Source organism: Neobacillus piezotolerans (genome assembly GCF_003362805.1).
Lineage (GTDB): Bacteria > Bacillota > Bacilli > Bacillales > Cytobacillaceae > Bacillus_D > Bacillus_D piezotolerans.
This window is the reverse complement of sequence record NZ_QNQT01000002.1, coordinates 686,452-704,512: the sequence shown is the minus strand read 5'-3', so window position 1 is coordinate 704,512 and position 18,061 is coordinate 686,452. Positions and strand designations below refer to the sequence as shown.

At 39.5% G+C, this 18,061-nt stretch carries 18 protein-coding genes; 2 read left to right on the top strand and 16 right to left on the bottom strand.

The features are described 5' to 3' along the window. Positions 1-165: 165 nt before the first annotated feature. Positions 166-1,404: a pyridoxal-phosphate-dependent aminotransferase family protein gene (locus DRW41_RS08495; RefSeq protein ID WP_115451517.1), complete on the bottom strand. Its 1,239-nt coding sequence runs from the start codon at positions 1,402-1,404 to the stop codon at positions 166-168. 380 nt (positions 1,405-1,784) lie between these two features. Here DRW41_RS08495 and DRW41_RS22925 point away from each other — a divergent pair, with 380 nt between their 5' ends. Continuing rightward, positions 1,785-3,047: a transglutaminase domain-containing protein gene (locus DRW41_RS22925; RefSeq protein WP_181884471.1), complete on the top strand. Its 1,263-nt coding sequence runs from the start codon at positions 1,785-1,787 to the stop codon at positions 3,045-3,047. A gap of 94 nt (positions 3,048-3,141) precedes the next feature. Here the strand turns inward: DRW41_RS22925 and DRW41_RS08485 are convergent, their stop codons facing one another. The 12 genes from DRW41_RS08485 to DRW41_RS08430 all read right to left on the bottom strand — a co-directional run bounded on the left by DRW41_RS08485 (position 3,142) and on the right by DRW41_RS08430 (position 14,240). Beyond that, on the bottom strand, positions 3,142-4,122 hold the full coding sequence (locus DRW41_RS08485; RefSeq protein ID WP_115451516.1) for an SPFH domain-containing protein: 981 nt from the start codon (positions 4,120-4,122) through the stop codon (positions 3,142-3,144). A 52-nt stretch (positions 4,123-4,174) separates the two neighbouring features. Next, positions 4,175-5,095, bottom strand: a complete 921-nt coding sequence (locus tag DRW41_RS08480) for a TPM domain-containing protein (protein WP_439330854.1) — start codon at positions 5,093-5,095, stop codon at positions 4,175-4,177. Then, positions 5,089-6,117 (bottom strand): TFIIB-type zinc ribbon-containing protein, encoded by a 1,029-nt coding sequence (locus DRW41_RS08475; protein WP_115451515.1) that lies wholly within the window; start codon positions 6,115-6,117, stop codon positions 5,089-5,091. Before DRW41_RS08475 ends, DRW41_RS08480 begins: the two co-directional genes overlap by 7 nt. Before the next feature lie 43 nt (positions 6,118-6,160). Next, positions 6,161-6,580: a PspA/IM30 family protein gene (locus tag DRW41_RS08470; RefSeq protein WP_115451514.1), complete on the bottom strand. Its 420-nt coding sequence runs from the start codon at positions 6,578-6,580 to the stop codon at positions 6,161-6,163. 189 nt (positions 6,581-6,769) lie between these two features. Beyond that, the gene (locus tag DRW41_RS08465; protein WP_115451513.1) at positions 6,770-7,990 is read right to left on the bottom strand and encodes a serine hydrolase domain-containing protein; all 1,221 of its coding nucleotides are present in this window, start codon (positions 7,988-7,990) and stop codon (positions 6,770-6,772) included. Positions 7,991-8,205: 215 nt separating this feature from the next. Next, a complete protein-coding gene (locus DRW41_RS08460) occupies positions 8,206-9,294 on the bottom strand; it encodes a DUF871 domain-containing protein (RefSeq protein WP_115451512.1) in 1,089 nt (362 codons plus the stop codon). Positions 9,295-9,312: 18 nt separating this feature from the next. Next, the gene (locus DRW41_RS08455; protein WP_115451511.1) at positions 9,313-9,756 is read right to left on the bottom strand and encodes a DUF3284 domain-containing protein; all 444 of its coding nucleotides are present in this window, start codon (positions 9,754-9,756) and stop codon (positions 9,313-9,315) included. 16 nt (positions 9,757-9,772) lie between these two features. After that, complete coding sequence (locus DRW41_RS08450) at positions 9,773-10,087, bottom strand: PTS sugar transporter subunit IIA (protein WP_115451510.1); 315 nt, start codon at positions 10,085-10,087, stop codon at positions 9,773-9,775. Positions 10,088-10,152: 65 nt separating this feature from the next. Continuing rightward, positions 10,153-11,487 carry a PTS sugar transporter subunit IIC gene (locus DRW41_RS08445; protein WP_115451509.1) on the bottom strand — a complete coding sequence of 445 codons (1,335 nt, stop codon included), beginning with the start codon at positions 11,485-11,487 and terminating at the stop codon, positions 10,153-10,155. A 36-nt stretch (positions 11,488-11,523) separates the two neighbouring features. Beyond that, positions 11,524-11,826, bottom strand: a complete 303-nt coding sequence (locus tag DRW41_RS08440) for a PTS sugar transporter subunit IIB (protein ID WP_115451508.1) — start codon at positions 11,824-11,826, stop codon at positions 11,524-11,526. A gap of 60 nt (positions 11,827-11,886) precedes the next feature. Continuing rightward, on the bottom strand, positions 11,887-12,210 hold the full coding sequence (locus DRW41_RS08435) for a PTS sugar transporter subunit IIB (protein ID WP_115451507.1): 324 nt from the start codon (positions 12,208-12,210) through the stop codon (positions 11,887-11,889). Positions 12,211-12,317: 107 nt separating this feature from the next. Beyond that, the gene (locus DRW41_RS08430) at positions 12,318-14,240 is read right to left on the bottom strand and encodes a BglG family transcription antiterminator (RefSeq protein WP_115451506.1); all 1,923 of its coding nucleotides are present in this window, start codon (positions 14,238-14,240) and stop codon (positions 12,318-12,320) included. A gap of 617 nt (positions 14,241-14,857) precedes the next feature. Here DRW41_RS08430 and DRW41_RS08425 point away from each other — a divergent pair. Further along, positions 14,858-15,511 carry a carboxymuconolactone decarboxylase family protein gene (locus DRW41_RS08425; RefSeq protein WP_115451505.1) on the top strand — a complete coding sequence of 218 codons (654 nt, stop codon included), beginning with the start codon at positions 14,858-14,860 and terminating at the stop codon, positions 15,509-15,511. A 166-nt stretch (positions 15,512-15,677) separates the two neighbouring features. Here DRW41_RS08425 and DRW41_RS08420 read toward each other — a convergent pair whose 3' ends face one another. The 3 genes from DRW41_RS08420 to DRW41_RS08410 all read right to left on the bottom strand — a co-directional run bounded on the left by DRW41_RS08420 (position 15,678) and on the right by DRW41_RS08410 (position 18,039). Then, complete coding sequence (locus DRW41_RS08420) at positions 15,678-16,241, bottom strand: dihydrofolate reductase family protein (protein ID WP_115451504.1); 564 nt, start codon at positions 16,239-16,241, stop codon at positions 15,678-15,680. Positions 16,242-16,331: 90 nt separating this feature from the next. Beyond that, the gene (locus DRW41_RS08415; protein WP_115451503.1) at positions 16,332-17,039 is read right to left on the bottom strand and encodes a DNA alkylation repair protein; all 708 of its coding nucleotides are present in this window, start codon (positions 17,037-17,039) and stop codon (positions 16,332-16,334) included. Positions 17,040-17,163: 124 nt separating this feature from the next. After that, positions 17,164-18,039, bottom strand: coding sequence for an alpha/beta fold hydrolase (locus DRW41_RS08410; RefSeq protein WP_115451502.1), 876 nt, complete (start codon positions 18,037-18,039; stop codon positions 17,164-17,166). Between the last annotated feature and the right edge of the window lie 22 nt (positions 18,040-18,061).

Here is an 18,061-nt window from a genome sequence, read left to right as displayed (position 1 = left end):
TATATATTTCCTAATAAAATTTGTGTAACTTTAAATTTCAATATTAAAATAACACGCCATGCGATTCCCAAAAGTTTCGCACGGCGTGTTATTTATTTTATTTAGGTCGCGATCGGTTTGATGAGTACTTTTATTTTTCCCAGTTCAAAGCAAGTACTACAGCATTTAAAAATTCCGCTTTTTATATTCATCATATACGTTTAATGCAGCCTGGAGACTTTCACCTTTATTCAGATTAAAGCCTTTCCGGATAAGCGTTGCTTCCAACGCGGCAAGAACATGAAGAATATTTTTCTTACGCGAACTATAGCCCATCGTTCCGATTCTCCAGATCTTTCCGTGGAGCGGTCCGAAAGAGCTGGCAATTTCTACTTCAAAATCCTCCAACATCATGGAACGGACCTCATCGCCGTTAATTCCTTCAGGGATTTCGATTGCAGTAACAACAGGAATCTTGTGATTTTCATCTCCAAATATCTTCAGTCCCATTGCTTTAATTCCTGCAACCAATGCTTCTTCATTTAACTTATGACGAGCAAAGCGGTTTTCCAGTCCTTCTTCCAGGATAATGCGAAGCCCTTCTCTTAAAGCATATTGCATACTTGTCGCTTCAGTATGATGATTAAGGCGGACAGGGCTCCAATAATCCATCAGCTGCCCTAAATCAAAATAGTTACTAATAATTCGATTATTGGATGACTCGCTAGCAGATGTTTTCAAACCTAATTCAATGCTTTTTCTTTTATTGATTACTTCTTCAACCCGGTTGTTGAACGTAATTGGAGCTAATCCTGATGGAACGGATAAGCATTTTTGCGTACCGCCGATAACCGCATCAAGCTTGAGTTCATCCACCTTGAGGTCGACTCCGCCCAATGATGCTACAGCATCGACAACTAACAGAACATCAGCATTCCGGCAAGCCTCTCCAATTTCCTTTAACGGCTGCATGCAGCTAGTTGATGTTTCGGCATGTACGATGGCGACAATCTTTGGAGAAACCTCATGAATTTTGTTAATGATTTCTTCCTGGTCAAAAACCTCTCCCCAAGGAGCCTCCATAGTCGTAACATCTGCTCCATAGCGTTGGCAGATTTCGGTTAAAAGATAGCCAAATCGGCCATAAATGGGAACTAAAACCTTATCACCAGGCTCAATAATACTGCACAGGACAGCTTCGATACCTGCCCGGGAAGTACCATCGACCGGGAATGCCCATTGATTCTCTGTTTGAAATACGGCACGTAGCATTTCCATTGTTTCATTCATGATATTTGTAAATGCAGGATCAAATTGTCCTAATATCGGGGTGGTCATCGCTCTTAATACTCTTGGATCGACCTCTACTGGCCCAGGAGTCATAATTGTTCTAATCGGGACGTTTAAATCTGTGTACTTGGTCATATATCATAGCTCCTATCAAGAATATATTTAGAATCAAATGAATTATTATGAAAACATTTTCATTTAAACATTACTATTTGAAAAAAATAATAATATGATTTTAGCAGGATAACGCGATGGAATCAAAGGAAAATACAATCAATCACCTAATAAAGCATATCCAATGCGACTAAGTTTTTATACAGATTGTTACTACTTTTGCCTTGGCCTACAAAAGAAAATACTCAGAGGGATTAAGAAATAAACAGGGTTTTTCTGCCTTCGAACCCTGCTATCAGTTATTAATCTAAAGTGTCAAAACCTTTTCACAATTAGGTACATTTTTCCATGTTATCCTTTTATCAGGTATCGTGTTTAAACCGATACGAGGGGGGACCGGCATGAAAAAGTTGACTGTCTTATTTGGTTTATTATTTTTTATCTATCTTCTCAATCCGCCAGCTGCTGATGCTACTGAAAACGCCGATTGCGTGAAATACTACAAGCGGGCGCAATGGATGGATTCACCAATTGAACAGGTGGTGTGGTGGAATGGGGCAATCCTGAAAGAGGGGCAGATCGGCAGGCTTACTGTTCTGAAAAACACACCGTTGTACAAAGTGACCGGAAGCACGAAAACATTCGTCCGAACTCTGAAAAAAGGAGACTTTTACCGGATCTATGCATTTAAGCCAGGGCTGTTGAGCGTTGGCGGGGGTCTGTACGTTGAGCGGAATGAAGCCGTGATATATGAGACGCCAAGCAAAGCAAAACTCGAAGAATGCTATTGCAAATACAAACTCAATATTTATGATGAGCTGGAGAAGAAAAAGGCACCAATTATTAAAGAGGCCAAACTCAAGAAGACCGACCTTGCCAAAATCCTGTATGTTCACGACACCCTAGTAACCATGATAGAGTATGATGAAGAAGGCTACGCGGAAATCATCCGGACAAATATTCCATGGGGCCCTTATCCAGTCTACCATACCACACTTGGGGCGCTTGTGTTTGGAAAGGCGTATTGTGACGGCTATACAAATGCGCTAAATGACATCCTTCGAGAACTCGGCATCACCGTCTTTCAAGTTACAAGCAGACCGATGGCTCACTCCTGGAGCATGGTCAAGCTGAACGGCCAGTACTACCACATCGACCTGACATGGGCTGATATCGGTGATGAGGCGAGTTACTACAACCTTCTCAAATCCGACGAGGCCATCAAAGCAGCAGGGCATTACGGCTGGGATGGCCCTTTTGCAGAAGACGGAAAACAAATCAAGGCAACCAGCACGATTTTTAATAGTCTCGGTCAAAACATAACCTACGATGACAATCAAATGTACGTTTTTACACCTACGAACAGCGAGGAGCGCAACAATTACTTAATCAACACAATCTCCTTCGCTAGCCTTGAAACAAAGCAGCTGGCCGTACTAAATAACACAGAGCTCAAAGACATCATTTATCATAAAGGCGCCATCTACACAATCGAACGCAAGGAAGGCTCGGACCGAATTCTAAAATACACAACCACCATGAAACTGCTAGAGGACATCACCCCGCCTGGTGGTCTGAATATCCATAGATTGTTCCACCTCAACGGAGAACTATACCATACCTACGTCTCAAGCGAAGGAAAAGAAGGAGTAAGGAAACTGTAATAGCTAAAGAGCAAAAAGCCACCAGCAACGGTGGCTTTTTCCATGATGTATTTTCGATCAGGTTATTCACTAAATTCTTGAGGACGGACCCCGATTAAACAAGCTTTTGTCCGCAGTTTGGGCAGAAATTGGCGCCTTCTGTTTTGTTGCCGCAATTCGGGCAAAAGTTTGGCTTCTTTTGACCGTCTGCCGGTTCGGGATTTCCCGCTGAAACTGGCTGATTAGAGGATGGCTGATTCATCTGATTCATCATTTTTCCTGCCATGTTCATCCCGATCATCATCCCGGCTATATCGGAGGCTGCTCCTCCACCGCTCATCTTGCCAGAGGCCATTCCATCTGTGATTGAAATTTGCTGGTAGCGATTCACGTCACCAACCATTCCATGTGAAGCATTTTTCGTAATCATGTCTTGAATCTCTTTTGGATAACTAAAACTCATGACGTTAAACCCAGTAATCGAAATTCCGCTCTTCATCATCTGCATATCCAGATCCTCTTGAATGCCTTTAGCAATGTCGAACGAGTTGGCCTGCAGGTTGTACATATCCTTTCCTTCTCGAGAAATCCACTTCATCAAAAGCTGATCGAGAACCGTTGTAATCCGAATTCGGACATCCTCTACTAAATAGTGCTCGCGGACACCCGCTATTTCATCAATTAGGGAAATATAATCATTCACTTTAAAATGAAAGGTTCCGTTCGCACGTATCGGGAGGCCGCCTGGAAGCCCTAGTGTGGGGATGTTAATCGCATTTTGCGTTCCCCATTTCACGACAAACTCTTTCGTATTCACAAACAGCACTTCTACCCGCATGCCGCTATTAAACCCGAACTTGAATCCCTTTAATGTAGATAGGAAGGGAATAATTTGCGATTCGATATCATACTCACCTTCATCGCGGAATATCCCCTCTATTTTCCCATTTTTAAAAAAGATCGCATCCTGGCCAGGACGGATAATCAGTTTACTCCCCTTTTTAATTTCGCGGTTACTCCACTTATAAAAAATCATATCATCCCGGAATTCCTGCCACTCTACTACATTTGCAAATTGATTTTTAAAAAATGACACTACAATCCGCCCCTTTCCTATCATTTTTCCGGGCTAGCTCCAGCAATTCCCTTTAAAACTTCCCTCTGCTGCCGCTATGCGAATGGCCGCCCATTGTGACACCACCGCCACCGCCACCGACACCACCGCCGCGGCTATGGTTATTATTAGACGGTTTCCTCTGCTTTGTTACTGTTTGCCTGACAAAGTTATCGTATTGATTCACAACTTTTGATCGATGACCATCCATATAGGTTTGTGCATTTACCGTGACCCTGCCGCCAGCACCGTAGGCCATAATCAGGACAACCACCCCTGCAACGATTAGCGATACCATTAATTGAAACCACCATTGAAAAAATATATTTGTAGAGGGCTGGCCAGCGAATTCATAATCATTATTCACATGCGGGCTTCCAACGAATCCATTGCCCGTATAGCCGCCGTTTCCGACATCAGATCCATTGCCCGTATAGCTACCCGTTCCGAAATCCGGCTCATTGCCCATATATTCATAGGCTCTATTGATGAATGTTGAGAAAGCAGCAAAATATTGGCCACCTGATAAGTCCGGAGTCAATTCTTCGCGAATGAGATCAAGCCGGCTGTCATCCAAAAACTGCTCAGCTTTTTTAAAACCAGCCAAATAGACATCACGTTCATTCATGTCAATCGCCAGGATTGCTGTATTTCCATGGGGCTGGTCGTACCCCGGGCCATGCTCATCATAGAAATCCTCTACATACTGGACAATATCCTTCCCGTTTGTGCCATCTAAGGTAATAATGATAAAAGCGGTCTCTCTCTCTTTTCCGAGCTCACTGGCTGCATGCTGAAGTTCCGCCGACTCATCGTCCGTTAATAAAAGAGCATAGTCATATATAAAATGATTCCGGTCAAAGGTTTCCGCGTTCGCAGTTAATATCCCCAATGGGAAAACCAACAGCATCAGCATTAAAACAAGCATACTTCGTTTTTGATGTATTCTCACCAAAAACCCCCTCCCATCATAAAGGAGACACATTTTAAAGCAAAGAAGGTTCCTACTGCAATGCCGCTAAACCACGCCGTTATTTTACCTGTGCTGATTGGCGGTTTGCCGACAACCTTGCCTGTCTGTCCATTCATCGCAAACGTATAGCCTGAATTTTTATAATCATAACTGATCATCCAAACTGGCAATAAAACATAATGGCTTTTTACATTTCTCGTATCAATATTTTTAGATTTATAATGGGTTGAATGATAGCCTGTAAAGGTAGATTTAATATAGGACTCTACATAACCGCTGATTTTTTCCTTCGCCCTTGGGAGCAGTTCGTCATCTGTAAAATTGTATTTTTCCGCGATATACCCTGCTAAATAAGGTGTCCTAAAATCCTTTAATTGATCATACGGATAGGGCTCCAATTTATCCATCAATTCATCGTTCATTTTGACGGATGCATCAACAGGAATCTTGAGATAATCTAAATTGATATCACGGAAGGCATCATAGTACTTGGTTTCTGTATAAATATAATCTCCTTGTGAATAGGTTCTGACCTTCGTACATTCCGCGCTTACCTGCACTTTACTATTCAAATCAAACAACCAAAACGGCACATACATCCCTGTAATACTTTTTATCCTGTCCGCTGTCATAAAGTCTTTTGGGGTAAGCAATCCTTTTCGGCACCATTTTTGAAATGCCGCCATCGCTTCTTCCTTGCTAATCGTAAAAGGTATGACTTTTGCGGGTGCAAGCAGGCCTGATACGCGATCGGCAATGACGACTGCAGCTCCGCAATAACTGCAGCTTGTTGCCGCTGTCTCAGCTGTCGTGATGAGCTCAGCTCCACAATTCTCACAATGGTATTCATTTGCTTCATCCGCTGAAAATCTTGTTGTTACCAGATCTTCCGGATAATTCTCAATCGTTTCAAGTCTGCCACAGCTATGGCAGTTCAGGTTGCCTGATTCAGTATCAAAGCTCATGTCACTCCCACAGCCAGGGCATTTATAATGAAGAATCATGAACAAAATCCCCCCTATACACAAACTATATGTATGGCAGCGGTCAAAAACCGCTCCTTTTAATAGATTCCAATTCTTTTATATTAGCTATGAGCTGATCATGTATCGGTTTTAACTGCTCCGATTTCGATGAAGCAAATTGAATGGCTGCTTGCAAATCAGATAACTTTTCCGCTAAAACCGACTTTCGTTCTTGAAACGTTCTTGCATCTCCTTCATTGCCCTCATCGAGAGACTTAACGGAGTATCGTTCCATTTTCTCAATACCTTCTTGGCACTCAATCAGTTCCCGCTTCAAGCGCTGCTCGTCTGCCAATACCGATGCCAATTCCGCCTTTACCTTCCCTAACTCCCTATTCAGATCCTGTAAATTCTGCTCAACCATTTTTTCCAGATCTTCAGTCCCATCAAAAGTATCGACTTTGTTCCCCATTAAATCCTTAATCCTTGAAAAAATGCTCACAGTTTTTCAGCTCCTTCCAATAAGAGGATCACCACTTCATTATACTGGTAAATTTTATTAAAAGTTTCATTTCCGTAAAACATTTCCCTAGACGATAAAAAAGCAGTGGATTTCTCAATTGAAATCACACTGCTTTAGAACATGATTAAGGGGCATAAACAATTTCCTTAAAAGGACTGACCGAATTCGTCATCGCGATTTATTTTCACCTAATTTATACGATATTTCTTTAAAAATATCCTCCCACCTATCTACATCACCATGCGATTTACCCGTCCGTAAAATGACCACATTGTTTTCCGGAGAAATATACAGGTACTGGCCATACTTTCCCATCGCAAAAAAGTCTAAACCGCCATTATCATTCGTGGTACTATACCACATGTATTTGTATCCTATCTTACTATTTTCTAAGAATGATCCTTTATATTCATCATTATTTCGAGGGAATTCACTGAGTGTAGACTGTTTTATCCATTCTTCATTTAGTATATGCTGGCCATTCCACTTTCCGCCATTGAGTAACATGCTGCCAATCTTTACAAAGTCAATCGCTTTAAAATTAATACCGCTCTCCATCTTTTCAAAGCCTGTTTTTTTACTGTCGAGACTCCATGAGGCGTCATTTTCAGCTCCGATTTTATCCCAAACTTCCTGTTGGAAAAAATCCGCTACATGTTTTCCCGAACTTCGCTCCAAGATGATGCCAAGTAATAGAGGATGATAGTTGTTATAATGAAATCTGCCTTCGTATTTTTCCGTCAGATTAATATGTGTCAACGCTAAATTACGTAAATCAGGCATATAATACGTTTTAGCATCGTCGCTAAACAAAAGCTTCCCTTCCTCGTAGCTGATGGTTGAACGCATCAGCAGTAAATCCTCAATTGTAATACTCTCCATATTTGTACCTTTAAACCCGCTTATAAAATCTGCTATAGACTGTTTTTCACTTTTTATATAACCCTCTTCAATTGCCTTTCCAATTAACAGCGAATCAATTGATTTAGCCATAGAAAAAGAAGTATTAATAGAATCCTTGTCATATCCGTTGAAATATTCTTCCAGTACCACCTTGTCATCATGGACAATGATAAAAGATGTGGTATTAGTTTCCTTCAGAAAACTATTCAGTGGTTTTTTTCTTTCTTTTCCTTTATACGTATAGTCAATTGACATGTCTTTTAGTGAATCATTCAGGCTGTATTTATACCGGTAGGGCTGAGAGCTTTTCTGGATAATCCGCTCTGGAAACACTTTGTAATCCATTACATCCGAATTTCCATTAACGATCGTCCTAAAAACATATTGTGGGGAAAATAGTAATGAGGAAACGAATAAAAGAAGCACTGAACCTATCAAGGAAATTGTTAAGAATATAATCAATAGCTTGGCAGTTTTCTTCTTCATTTTACCTCCTTAATTTCTTAGAATAATGTGGCAGGAAAGTGGTTACTAAACTATTTTATTTTTACAAAAAGGAAAAAATGTTACTATCTATCTTTAAATAGTAAAAAGGACAATAAACTCACACTAAGAATATTGTCCTTATGGCTACGATATATATTTAACCTGTCTTAGAAAATGTTCCGTTTATGAAATCCATATTAAAATTATCATTTTTCTTACAGAATAATTTCGAATACCCTCCACGGTTCGATGTATTCTAAAAGTTTCAATTCATTTTCCGGTATACGGCCAACAATATTTTTACGGCCATCATTTGGCATATCCTTTAAAATAATATGAAGTTCCCCTTTATAGCGACCATATGCATTGTTGATAATAATGATGTCACCACGTTTTAAGGCATCAGTGTGATGAGGACCAATGTCTGCATCTTTAAAAGTAATACGCGACATTGTAGAACGTGCCATGTATTCGCTCATATCCCCACGGACATAATGTGGGAAATTAAAAATAATTTCTTTTTCCACATCACTCACTTGGTCATTCATATCAATCTTGAAGGTTAATTTGGCTGGATTCACTTTACTTAGTGCTTTTAGTTCTTCCTCGCTTGCATAAGCATTAGCGACAATAACATCATCTACTAATCCAGTTGCAAACAAGTGACGGGCAGCTACATCCATCGAGAGAAAACGATGCTCCTCTAATGTACAAAGGCCTTCATTCACTGGCCAAGGTCCAAAAGTGGAGTCATTTTGGCTGGAAACAAATGCAGCAACCCTTAGGCCAAGGTCTTTTAAATCCTTACTGCATTTTTCAAAATGCCTAAAGCTTATCCCTGTATACATTTGTGGGTAAAAATTATGGCAAGTAATAATATTTTCTTTATTTGCTTTATAGCTTAAGATATTATCAATATATTTAGTACCAATACTGGCATTAATTTCGATTTTAAGATTATATGGGTTAAAAGTCATAAAGGCCTCTTTTGCACCGTCAAAACCTTCATCTAGCCGGATACCTGCTGCACCAAGTTCTGCAAAGAAGCTTAAGTCCTCATAAGTGATACCTAGTTTAGAAAAAATGTTTGGAGCTACATCCAATATAACTTCCATTTCTAATGCATTTGCATGACCAATAATTTCTTTGAATTCCTTTTTGATTTCATCTACATTTTTACCTTCAACACTTAATAAACAAGTGAAAACCCGTTTAAAACCATATTTTGCGGCAAGTGTTAAATATTCTATATCCTTTTCTTTGGTTGAGTGTTCTGGATAAATTGAAACACCTAGTCTTGGCATAATATGACCTCTTTTTTCTTATTGGAATTTTCCATTAAGTATTTGTTGTTCTAGATAGGCGAATTGATTGCGCATTTTCTTTTTGCTTCTTCTAGAATAAATTAATGATATGAGTATATAATTCCAATTTTGCAAAGCCGATTTGGCTTTGTAATTTTCTTTATAGGTTATTTCTACTCCTTTTACGGTATCCTTTAGCGAATATTCTATTGTATTGAATCCCTTTGGGTTTTCAATTGTAGCACTGTACTTAAGTGGCTGAATTAGCTCATTAATTTGAACTTTCACCGTCACATCATATCCCATGTGGTTTCTAAGACTTTTTTCATAGGAAAAATCTTTGGACAATTTGTCCTTAGCTATAGTTTGGCCTGTACTATTTTTAATATCTTGTATGATTGAACTGAGCAATTGTTCAAATACCTCTTTTGCACTAACCTGCAACTGTACTTTTATTTCCATTATTTTTTCACACTCTCTATCGTTCTTCTAATTTCTTATATACTTCAATAAACTCTTCAGCCATAATTTTTACGGTCTCAGCACTCATCATTTGATCTTCTGCATGCAGCAGTAATAAATGAATTTCAGTTTTTTCTCCCCTTGCCTCTTTTTGGATTAATTTAGCATGGATGTGGTGACCCTCTGCATAAATTTTGTGCCCTTCTTCAATTAAGGTAACAGCTTTTTCAAATTCACCTTTTTTTGCTTCTTGAATTGCTTCTAGATACATGGATTTAGCTGTGCCTACTGTTGAAATTATTTGAAAACAAACTAATTCGTTATTTTCCATTTCATATTCCTCCAAGCTATTTAGAAAAGAGAGAAAAGAAGTGACCTTCTTTTCTCTCTATAATATTAAAGTTTTTCTGATTCGTAACGATTTGCTAACATTACGAATGGGTAGTAAATTATGATTGCAACTACTAGGTTGATTACCGCTACTAAAGCAGCTTTAATGTCACCGGAGGTAGCTAAGAAGGCACTAATTCCAACTGGTGTTACCCACGGTACTACGACGTTTGTGTAACCAATGAAACCGAACACTGTCGCTAAATAAGCTATCAGGGTTAATATCACTGGTACTATCAAGAAAGGAATAATTAAAATTGGGCTTAATACGACTGGCAGACCAAACATGATTGGTTCATTGATTTGAAATACTGACGCACCTCCGCCAATTTTAGAAATTTCTCTCCAATCACTACGTTTGGAAGCAATAAAAATGGCTATTACTAGTGCTAATGTAGCACCCGCTCCCCCAATGTGTACAAATGAATCAAAAAATACAGATGTGAAAACATTGTGTCCACCATTGGCATTTGCTGCAACTGCCGGCAGATAGATTGCGCTCGTAATGGCGCCCATCATGTTACCGCCATGTAAACCGAAGAACCAAAGAATTTGAATCGCTAAAACATAAATAATTGCTGAAAAAGGGTTTTGTGATAAATGCATGAATGGATCTGTAATGACTCTTGTTATTAAATCGAAGAGATTCGTATCTGTTAAAATTTTTGCTTCATTTAAGATTGAGAACAACACTGGTACTAGACCGCCAACCATGATGGCGATTAAGCCAGGAATGATTGCAGCGAATGCACGTCCAACTGCTGGTGGAACATTTTCTGGTAATTTAAAGGTGAGATTTTTTCTCATTAAAGTTACGAAAATTTGTGTGATAACCAATGTGACTATAATTGCTGTTAATAATGCACCGAAGTTGAAGTATTGCCAGCCAAAATTCCCCCATGTTCCTTGAGTGGTTTTTCCATCTGCCAAGGTAACGGTTACTCCTTGAGGAGTCAATGCAAGGTATCCTGCAACTGCAACAACTGCAGCTGATAAAGGATTCACCTCATATGACTTTGCCAAACTATAAGCAACTGTAAATACTAACACTAATGCAAGAATGGCGAAGGTTCCCCACCAAATATTGCCCATAAAAGGCTGTAGGTATTTTGTTGTAAATTGCAAATAACCGCTAGTTTCCGGCTTTAAGTTGAACCATGTTGCGACAAGTGAAGCTGGTGTAAAGAAAAGGTTGTTTAATAATACTGCCAATGAACCTGCCATTACTAATGGCATTAATGCAATAAAGCCATCACGGATTGCTACTAAGTGACGCTGTCCGCCAATTCTAGCGGCAACTGGAACAAAGTGCTTCTCCATCCATTTAATAAAACCAGTCACTTATACTCCCCCTCTTTTTAATTTTTATGAGAAACATTAGCCTAATTTGGCCAAAGCATCTTCCAATACTTTTTTTCCATTCATGGTTCCATAGGACATCATATCAATCACAGCAACTGGGATTTTGTTTTGAACCATTTCTTTCATTTTTGATTCTAGATATTTTACTTGCGGGCCCAGAAGAATAATATCAGCCTTCTCCCATACTGATTTTGCTTCCGCTTCAGCATTTGCCCATATATTCACTTCAATTCCTTGCAAAGCTGCATAATCTTTCATTTTGTTTACTAGTAAACTAGTTGACATTCCTGCTGAACAAACTAACATGATATTAAACATAAATTCACCTCCTTCATGGAGCCTGCTTTCAGTCTCAGATCGTGCAGCATCGGTGTTTCGTCAATCCAGTTTTTCTTGTTTCTTACTAAAAAGTTGCTCAGCAAAAGCGAGTATCGCTTCTACATTATTTCTTCCGTAATCTGTTGGATTTATCACTTCAACAGGAATTTCATATGATTCACCAATTTTTTTTAATCTTGGAAGCGTGTATCTAATTTGAGGACCTATTAGAACCACATCAAAATTCTTTAGATGAACCTCAGCACTGTCCTGATCCATTGCCTGTATAACGTAACCCTTTTTTTCCTTAGAAACGAGAGATTGTAATTTTCTTACTAAAAGACTTGTAGACATTCCCGCGGCACAACAAAGCAAAATTTTCATTTTTTCTGCTCCTTTAATGATGCTTATCTAAAGTATATGATGAAAGCGCTTTCAACTAAACACAAAAAATTTCCGCATGATCGCGGAAATGATTAAGACAACTTTCTTTATTTACGTTTTAGCTTATCCAAAAATGTCTGGATAGTTTCTATTTTAACTAATTCACTAATCAAATCTGTGTCATTTAGAACTTCGTAAAGAAAATCATATAGATATTGTAGGTTTTCCTTATTATTTTTCCTTACACTAAATAAACATACTAATTGAACAGATGTTGTTCCCCACAAAATAGGTTTTGGCAAGGTGCAAAACGACAAAAAGGTTTTAGTACTGATATTTTGAATAGGGTGTGGAAGCGCTATCAAATTACCAAACGCAGTTTCCATAAATTTTTCCCTTTCCAAAACAGCTTGTTCAAACCCCGGATCTGCTAATCCTTGTTCCACCACTTTGCTGCTCAAAAAGTGAATTACTTCCTCTTTATTCTTTAAAGGCATTTGTAAAAAAATAAGATTTTTCTCAATAAAGCTGAGTTCCTCTTTCCTTTTGTGAAAAAATGCTTCCTGAATCCTTTCGAAATCAGAGGTTCCTAAAATATGATGCACTCTTAGAACAGGGAGAGTAGTTTCCAGGTCAGTCGAAATAGTAGTAATAATAAAATCCACATTGGAAGGGATGGAATAATTTCTCCAATCATAATACCCCATTGTGTCAATCACTTCTAAAAGCCCGCCAAAATAATCCATTAACTTATATTTTAATAAAATTGCACTCCCTTGCCCTGTACCACATACAATTAGGCAGCGTTTGGGGTCCCTTGTTCCATGTATTCGTTCCATAGCTGCCTGTAAATGGATCGCTATAAAACCTGTCTCTTCTTTATTTATACTTAGCTTAAGCTCTTTTTCCAAAATAGAGACAGCCAAAACAGCTGCTTCAAAGGCTACAGGATAATGGGAAGTAATTTCCTGAATTAAAGGATTCCTTATTCTAAGTCCTAACAATAAACGAGTAAAAGCTTGCTGAAGATGGCTAGTCAAATTGCGTTGTAATTCCATATCCTCCCTAAGATCCAATCCCATCACTTCATAGATAGTGTTTAGCACTTTTAAAGTTAAATTTAATACTTTTTCTTTATCTTCAAAGCCCCATCCTTGTGATGAAGATCGATTTCCGATCAAATGAACGGTTAAATACAATTTTTCCCCCTCTGAAAAGGAAATATGAAAAATCTTAAGTAAATCAAATAGGATTTGGCTCATAACTTGAAATTCTTTGGATTCATGTACCATTTTATTTGGAAGTGGATACTGAAGGATCTCTGTCCCCATTTGAATTCGCTTAATGCTTATAGCCAAGTGTATGACAATATTCTCAAATCCTATATCATTTACATTTATTCCAGTATCCTTCAACCGCTGAAAAACAACATTCTCTATCTTCTGCAGTTCACTTTGAGAAAAATAAGAATTGAAAAATGAACTTTGAAATGCAAGTGGTGTCTCGCCTCTTTTTGGGAAAAAGTATTCAGAAATACACGCTCTTTTCTGTATCTCGTCACCCATAACTTTTATACCATAATTTGGTCGAATGATGATGGAAAGGTCGAAAGAACCAAAACGATCTCTTACCCCTTTTAAAAGCCTTGTTAGGCTTGACTTACTAACAAATAATTCAGCAGCCAATTCTTCTGCTTTTAAATAGGTATTAGTCATGAGCAGCCTTTTTAAAAGATAATCAATCCGCTTTTCATTTTCTTGTGGGATGTTACGTTCATTTTCAGACTGATTGCTAAACTGATGATGAAATTTAGAAAAAGCCTCAGAATCATTTATATTAAGCTTATAGCCGTTACGTGTTGAGGAAATGAATGCGCTCACAGATTCTAGTACATTGTTTAACGATTTAATATCACTCCTTAGTGTCCTTGTGGACACCCCCTGCATTTTAGCCAATTTTTCCCCTTTAATATTCTCTTTTTCGTCATATAATGTTGCCAAAATTCCCTGGAGTCTTGATTGAATATACAAAATAAGGCACCCCCTACCTTCTTTAGGACTAATTTAACAGGAAATTACAAAATGTAAATGGATGTATGTGTTTGACAGTGGACACCTTGATTACGAGCGCTTTGAGCGTATGAAGGATGAAGGATACTTCTTTCTAGGGTGAGGAAAAACGAGGTCATCAGGGAAATTTGCAATTTCAGCCTGCCCCAAGAATAATGTGGCTGAAAGTTGTTATCTAATCTATTTTACTTTTACAAAAAGAAAAATATGTTAATACCCATCTCATAAAGTAAAAAGGTCAATAACCTCACATCTCAGAATGTTGTCCTCAATTATTCGGCGGACGAAAATCAATTTACCCTTAAATCCGGCTACATCCTAAAATTGCTGAAAAATGTTTAGTTTATTTCCTATCATGGAACAATTATATGAAATAGTCTTTTCAACGGGGAAAAGAAAGAAGGTGTATCACATGACTTTTACCTTTGAAGAACTGAGCAAATTATTAGTGAACTAACATAACTGAAATGCTTGCCTATAGGGCAGAAGTACCTACCTTTTTGAAAAAAATATATTAATGTATATAAAAATTCCTTTTTAACGAAAAAAATCATGTAAAAATGAAAGGATGTTCTAAAATGACACACAGTTTATATGAAAAAGAAAATCTAAAACATCTAAATAAATTAAAAGACCTAGCCCCAGAACAGTTACAAGCATTTTCTGAATTTAACACCGCGGTCTTTCTAGAAGGAGCACTTACTAAAAAAGAAAAAGAAATCATTGCGGTAGCGGTTGCCCATGTAACAGAATGCCCTTATTGCATTGATTCACATACACGTAAAGCAAAGGCAGAAGGAGCATCACTTGAAGAATTAGTTGAAGCTGTATTTGTTGTAGCTGGTGTGGAAGCTGGAGGAGCCGTAACCCATAGTACTCATATGAAAAATGCCAATAACCCTGAGGCAGATGATACGCTTTATGCCAGATCAAATCTAAAACATCTTGGAACTTTAAGAAGATATGCGGCAGATGGTTTTAAAGGCTATTCAAATTTCAGTTCTGCAGCTGTAAAGGCAGGAAAGTTAAGTGCGAAATTCAAAGAAATTATTGCCGTCGCAGTTGCCCATGCTACTCAATGTCCCTACTGTATTGATGTTCATACGAAAAATGCTGTGAAAGCCGGGGCGACAAAAGAAGAATTATCAGAAGCGGTAATGGTTACTTCTGCTTTACTTGCAGGTGGAGCTTACGCTCATATTGCGAATATGATTCAAAGCTATGTTGAATAAGGACAAATAGTTATGCTCTTACATAAAGGGCGCTTTTCTTTAATAAGAAGGCGTCCTTTTGGATTGTATCTTGGACAGTTTGCATTGTCAGTTTTGGACTTTTTGAAACAGATAAAACATTACGGAGTTTAAAATCCCTGCGTCTCCTTGGTTTGTTGCGCCGTGGTCAGACGATCACGCGGTAGTGAAGATGAACAACGCCGCATCGGAAGCGGCGCTCACCGAGCAGCTCGAGCCGCACGCGGAGGTTGTCCGGCAATGCTCGCTTTCCTCCACCCAAGACGATCGGATTAACAAGCAGATGACACTCGTCGATCAGTCCCGCGCTCATCGCCTGCCTAGCAAGCTCGGGGCCGCCAATCGTTATGTCGGCTTCTGAAGACTCTTTCAGCCTCCGAATAACATCAGGTTCGAATTCGCTCTCGATCCTAGTCCTGGAACTTGAAACTGCCTGCAGCGCCCGGGAATACACAATTTTCTCAGCAGCTCGCCAGATTTGCGCAAATTCCCGTATTTCCTCCGGTTGATCGCCTATTTGGGCGCTCGCCGTCTCCCAGTACACCATCGACTCGTACATTCGACGCCCGTATAGGTAGGTGCCAATCGGACGCTGGAATTCAGTCCAGAACGTAAACACCTCGTCATCGGAGATCGACCACTCGAGATTGCCGCGCTCGTCCTCCATGTAACCATCCAAAGATACGTTAATAGGGTAGATCAGTTTAGCCATTTCAATAACACCCTCCAATCTTCAGTTACCAACAAGACCAAGGTCTTTCTACTATTCCACCATAAGATAAAACCCACTTTTAAAATGGTCTTAACACCTCACATACTTCCGTTTAAAACCTATCCTTCCTTTTTCGACATCCTTTTGGATACGTTCGTATGCATTCAGGAAGCTGCTTTTTTTCCCTTCCCGCTTGACCTCAACAATGCCTAACGCCTTTGCGGTCTCGACTGCCTCTTCATGGAGCGGCAAATACGATAGCCCAACAGTGTATAAGAAATTACTCATAGAAATTTTCGTCCGTTCCGGTGTGTCGCGAATCGTATTTTTCACCGTATCTAGCATGCTGGAAAGCTTGTTTTCTGAAAACTGAGCGTCCGGCCTATTCCCTAAAAGCCAGCAGTAACAGCTCCATCCCGCCGACATTCTCAGGTCCTCACCGCTTGATATCCATTTATCCGCAACGTCCTGTGCAATATCCGACTCCGATAAAGTTACGGCTACTACAAAATCGGACAACATATAAAAATAGGCCGCATCCATCCAGCGATCATAATCCGACTCAGTCATGGCTTTTGGGTCTGCAATAATGCCTGCAAAGTACATTGCATCGTAGTTCCCAGTGGCATAAAGTTCTTCAGCTAAACCTTGATTAATTTTAATTTTCTTCGCGATTGGCTTCATAGCGCCTGTAGCCACGCCGAAAACCGGCTCATGGGCGCCATTGGATATGTAGATTTTTTTCAATCGTTCTTTGCCAAGCGCTTCAAGCTCCTGCATCACTGTCTCAGCGTTCAAAGTTTCGACTTCCTTTCACTTCCTCCCGAAACCGCACAAGTTTAGGGCGATTCAGAGCATATTTTTAATGAGTATTTGCTGTTCGAGCACCAGGTCTTCTATTAGTGACCGAAGGACCCGCTGCCTACTGATGTTCGGTAAATAAGTGTTCTTTTAAAAAATGAACAACGACTTTATCCGTCTCGCCTGCTGTTTTCCCAAGCCAAATTAAGTGTCCCCACGAGCCAAGAATACATAATTCCGATGATGCAATGTTCTCATGGGCGGCATATGCATGGTCCAACGAAACAGATGCATCATGCTTACTGTGCATAATAAGGGTAGGACAAGTAATGGCTCGTAAATCTTCAACCGATAGTTCATTTACTTGGGTCAAATCAATAAAGAATCCTTCACCTGAGCGCTGGCGGTTATTCATTTTCCGTATCGCTTCGAAATCGCCTTCAGAGATCAATTCCTTCGCTTCATCATACTTTAACTTGCTGAAAGAAGGAAACATTTGGTTGAAAATAAACCGCGGGAATAGGTTATTCATCGATGCTATTAAACCCCATGTAAATCTTTCTGTTCCTGGGCGAAATAGAACCCTTGCTGCTTTGTACTCATTATCGCCCGGCTGAAGCCACTTTTTCGTAACTGCGGATTGTAAAATAAGCGCGGAAACCCGCTCCGGATAAGTTGAAGCGAAATAAATTCCGCTTGGGCCTCCAGCGGATATCGCGATCAAATGGGCTTTTTCAATGTTTAAATGATCCAAAAGCTTTGCATAGTACTCGGATGCGAGTGAAAGGCTTTGCCCGATTTCTTTCGATGTCTGTCCATACCCGGGCCTGGAAGGTGTTATTACCGAAAATCCATTCCCCACTAAAGCCTCATATCCGAATTCCTCATGGCAATTGGAATGCCCACCGTGCATGACGATGATCGGTTCCCCGCTGCCGACCACCGAATATTCCATCGACAACCCTTTGGACGAAAATACTTTTATTCTTCTTTCCATTCATTTTCCCCGGCTTTCATCA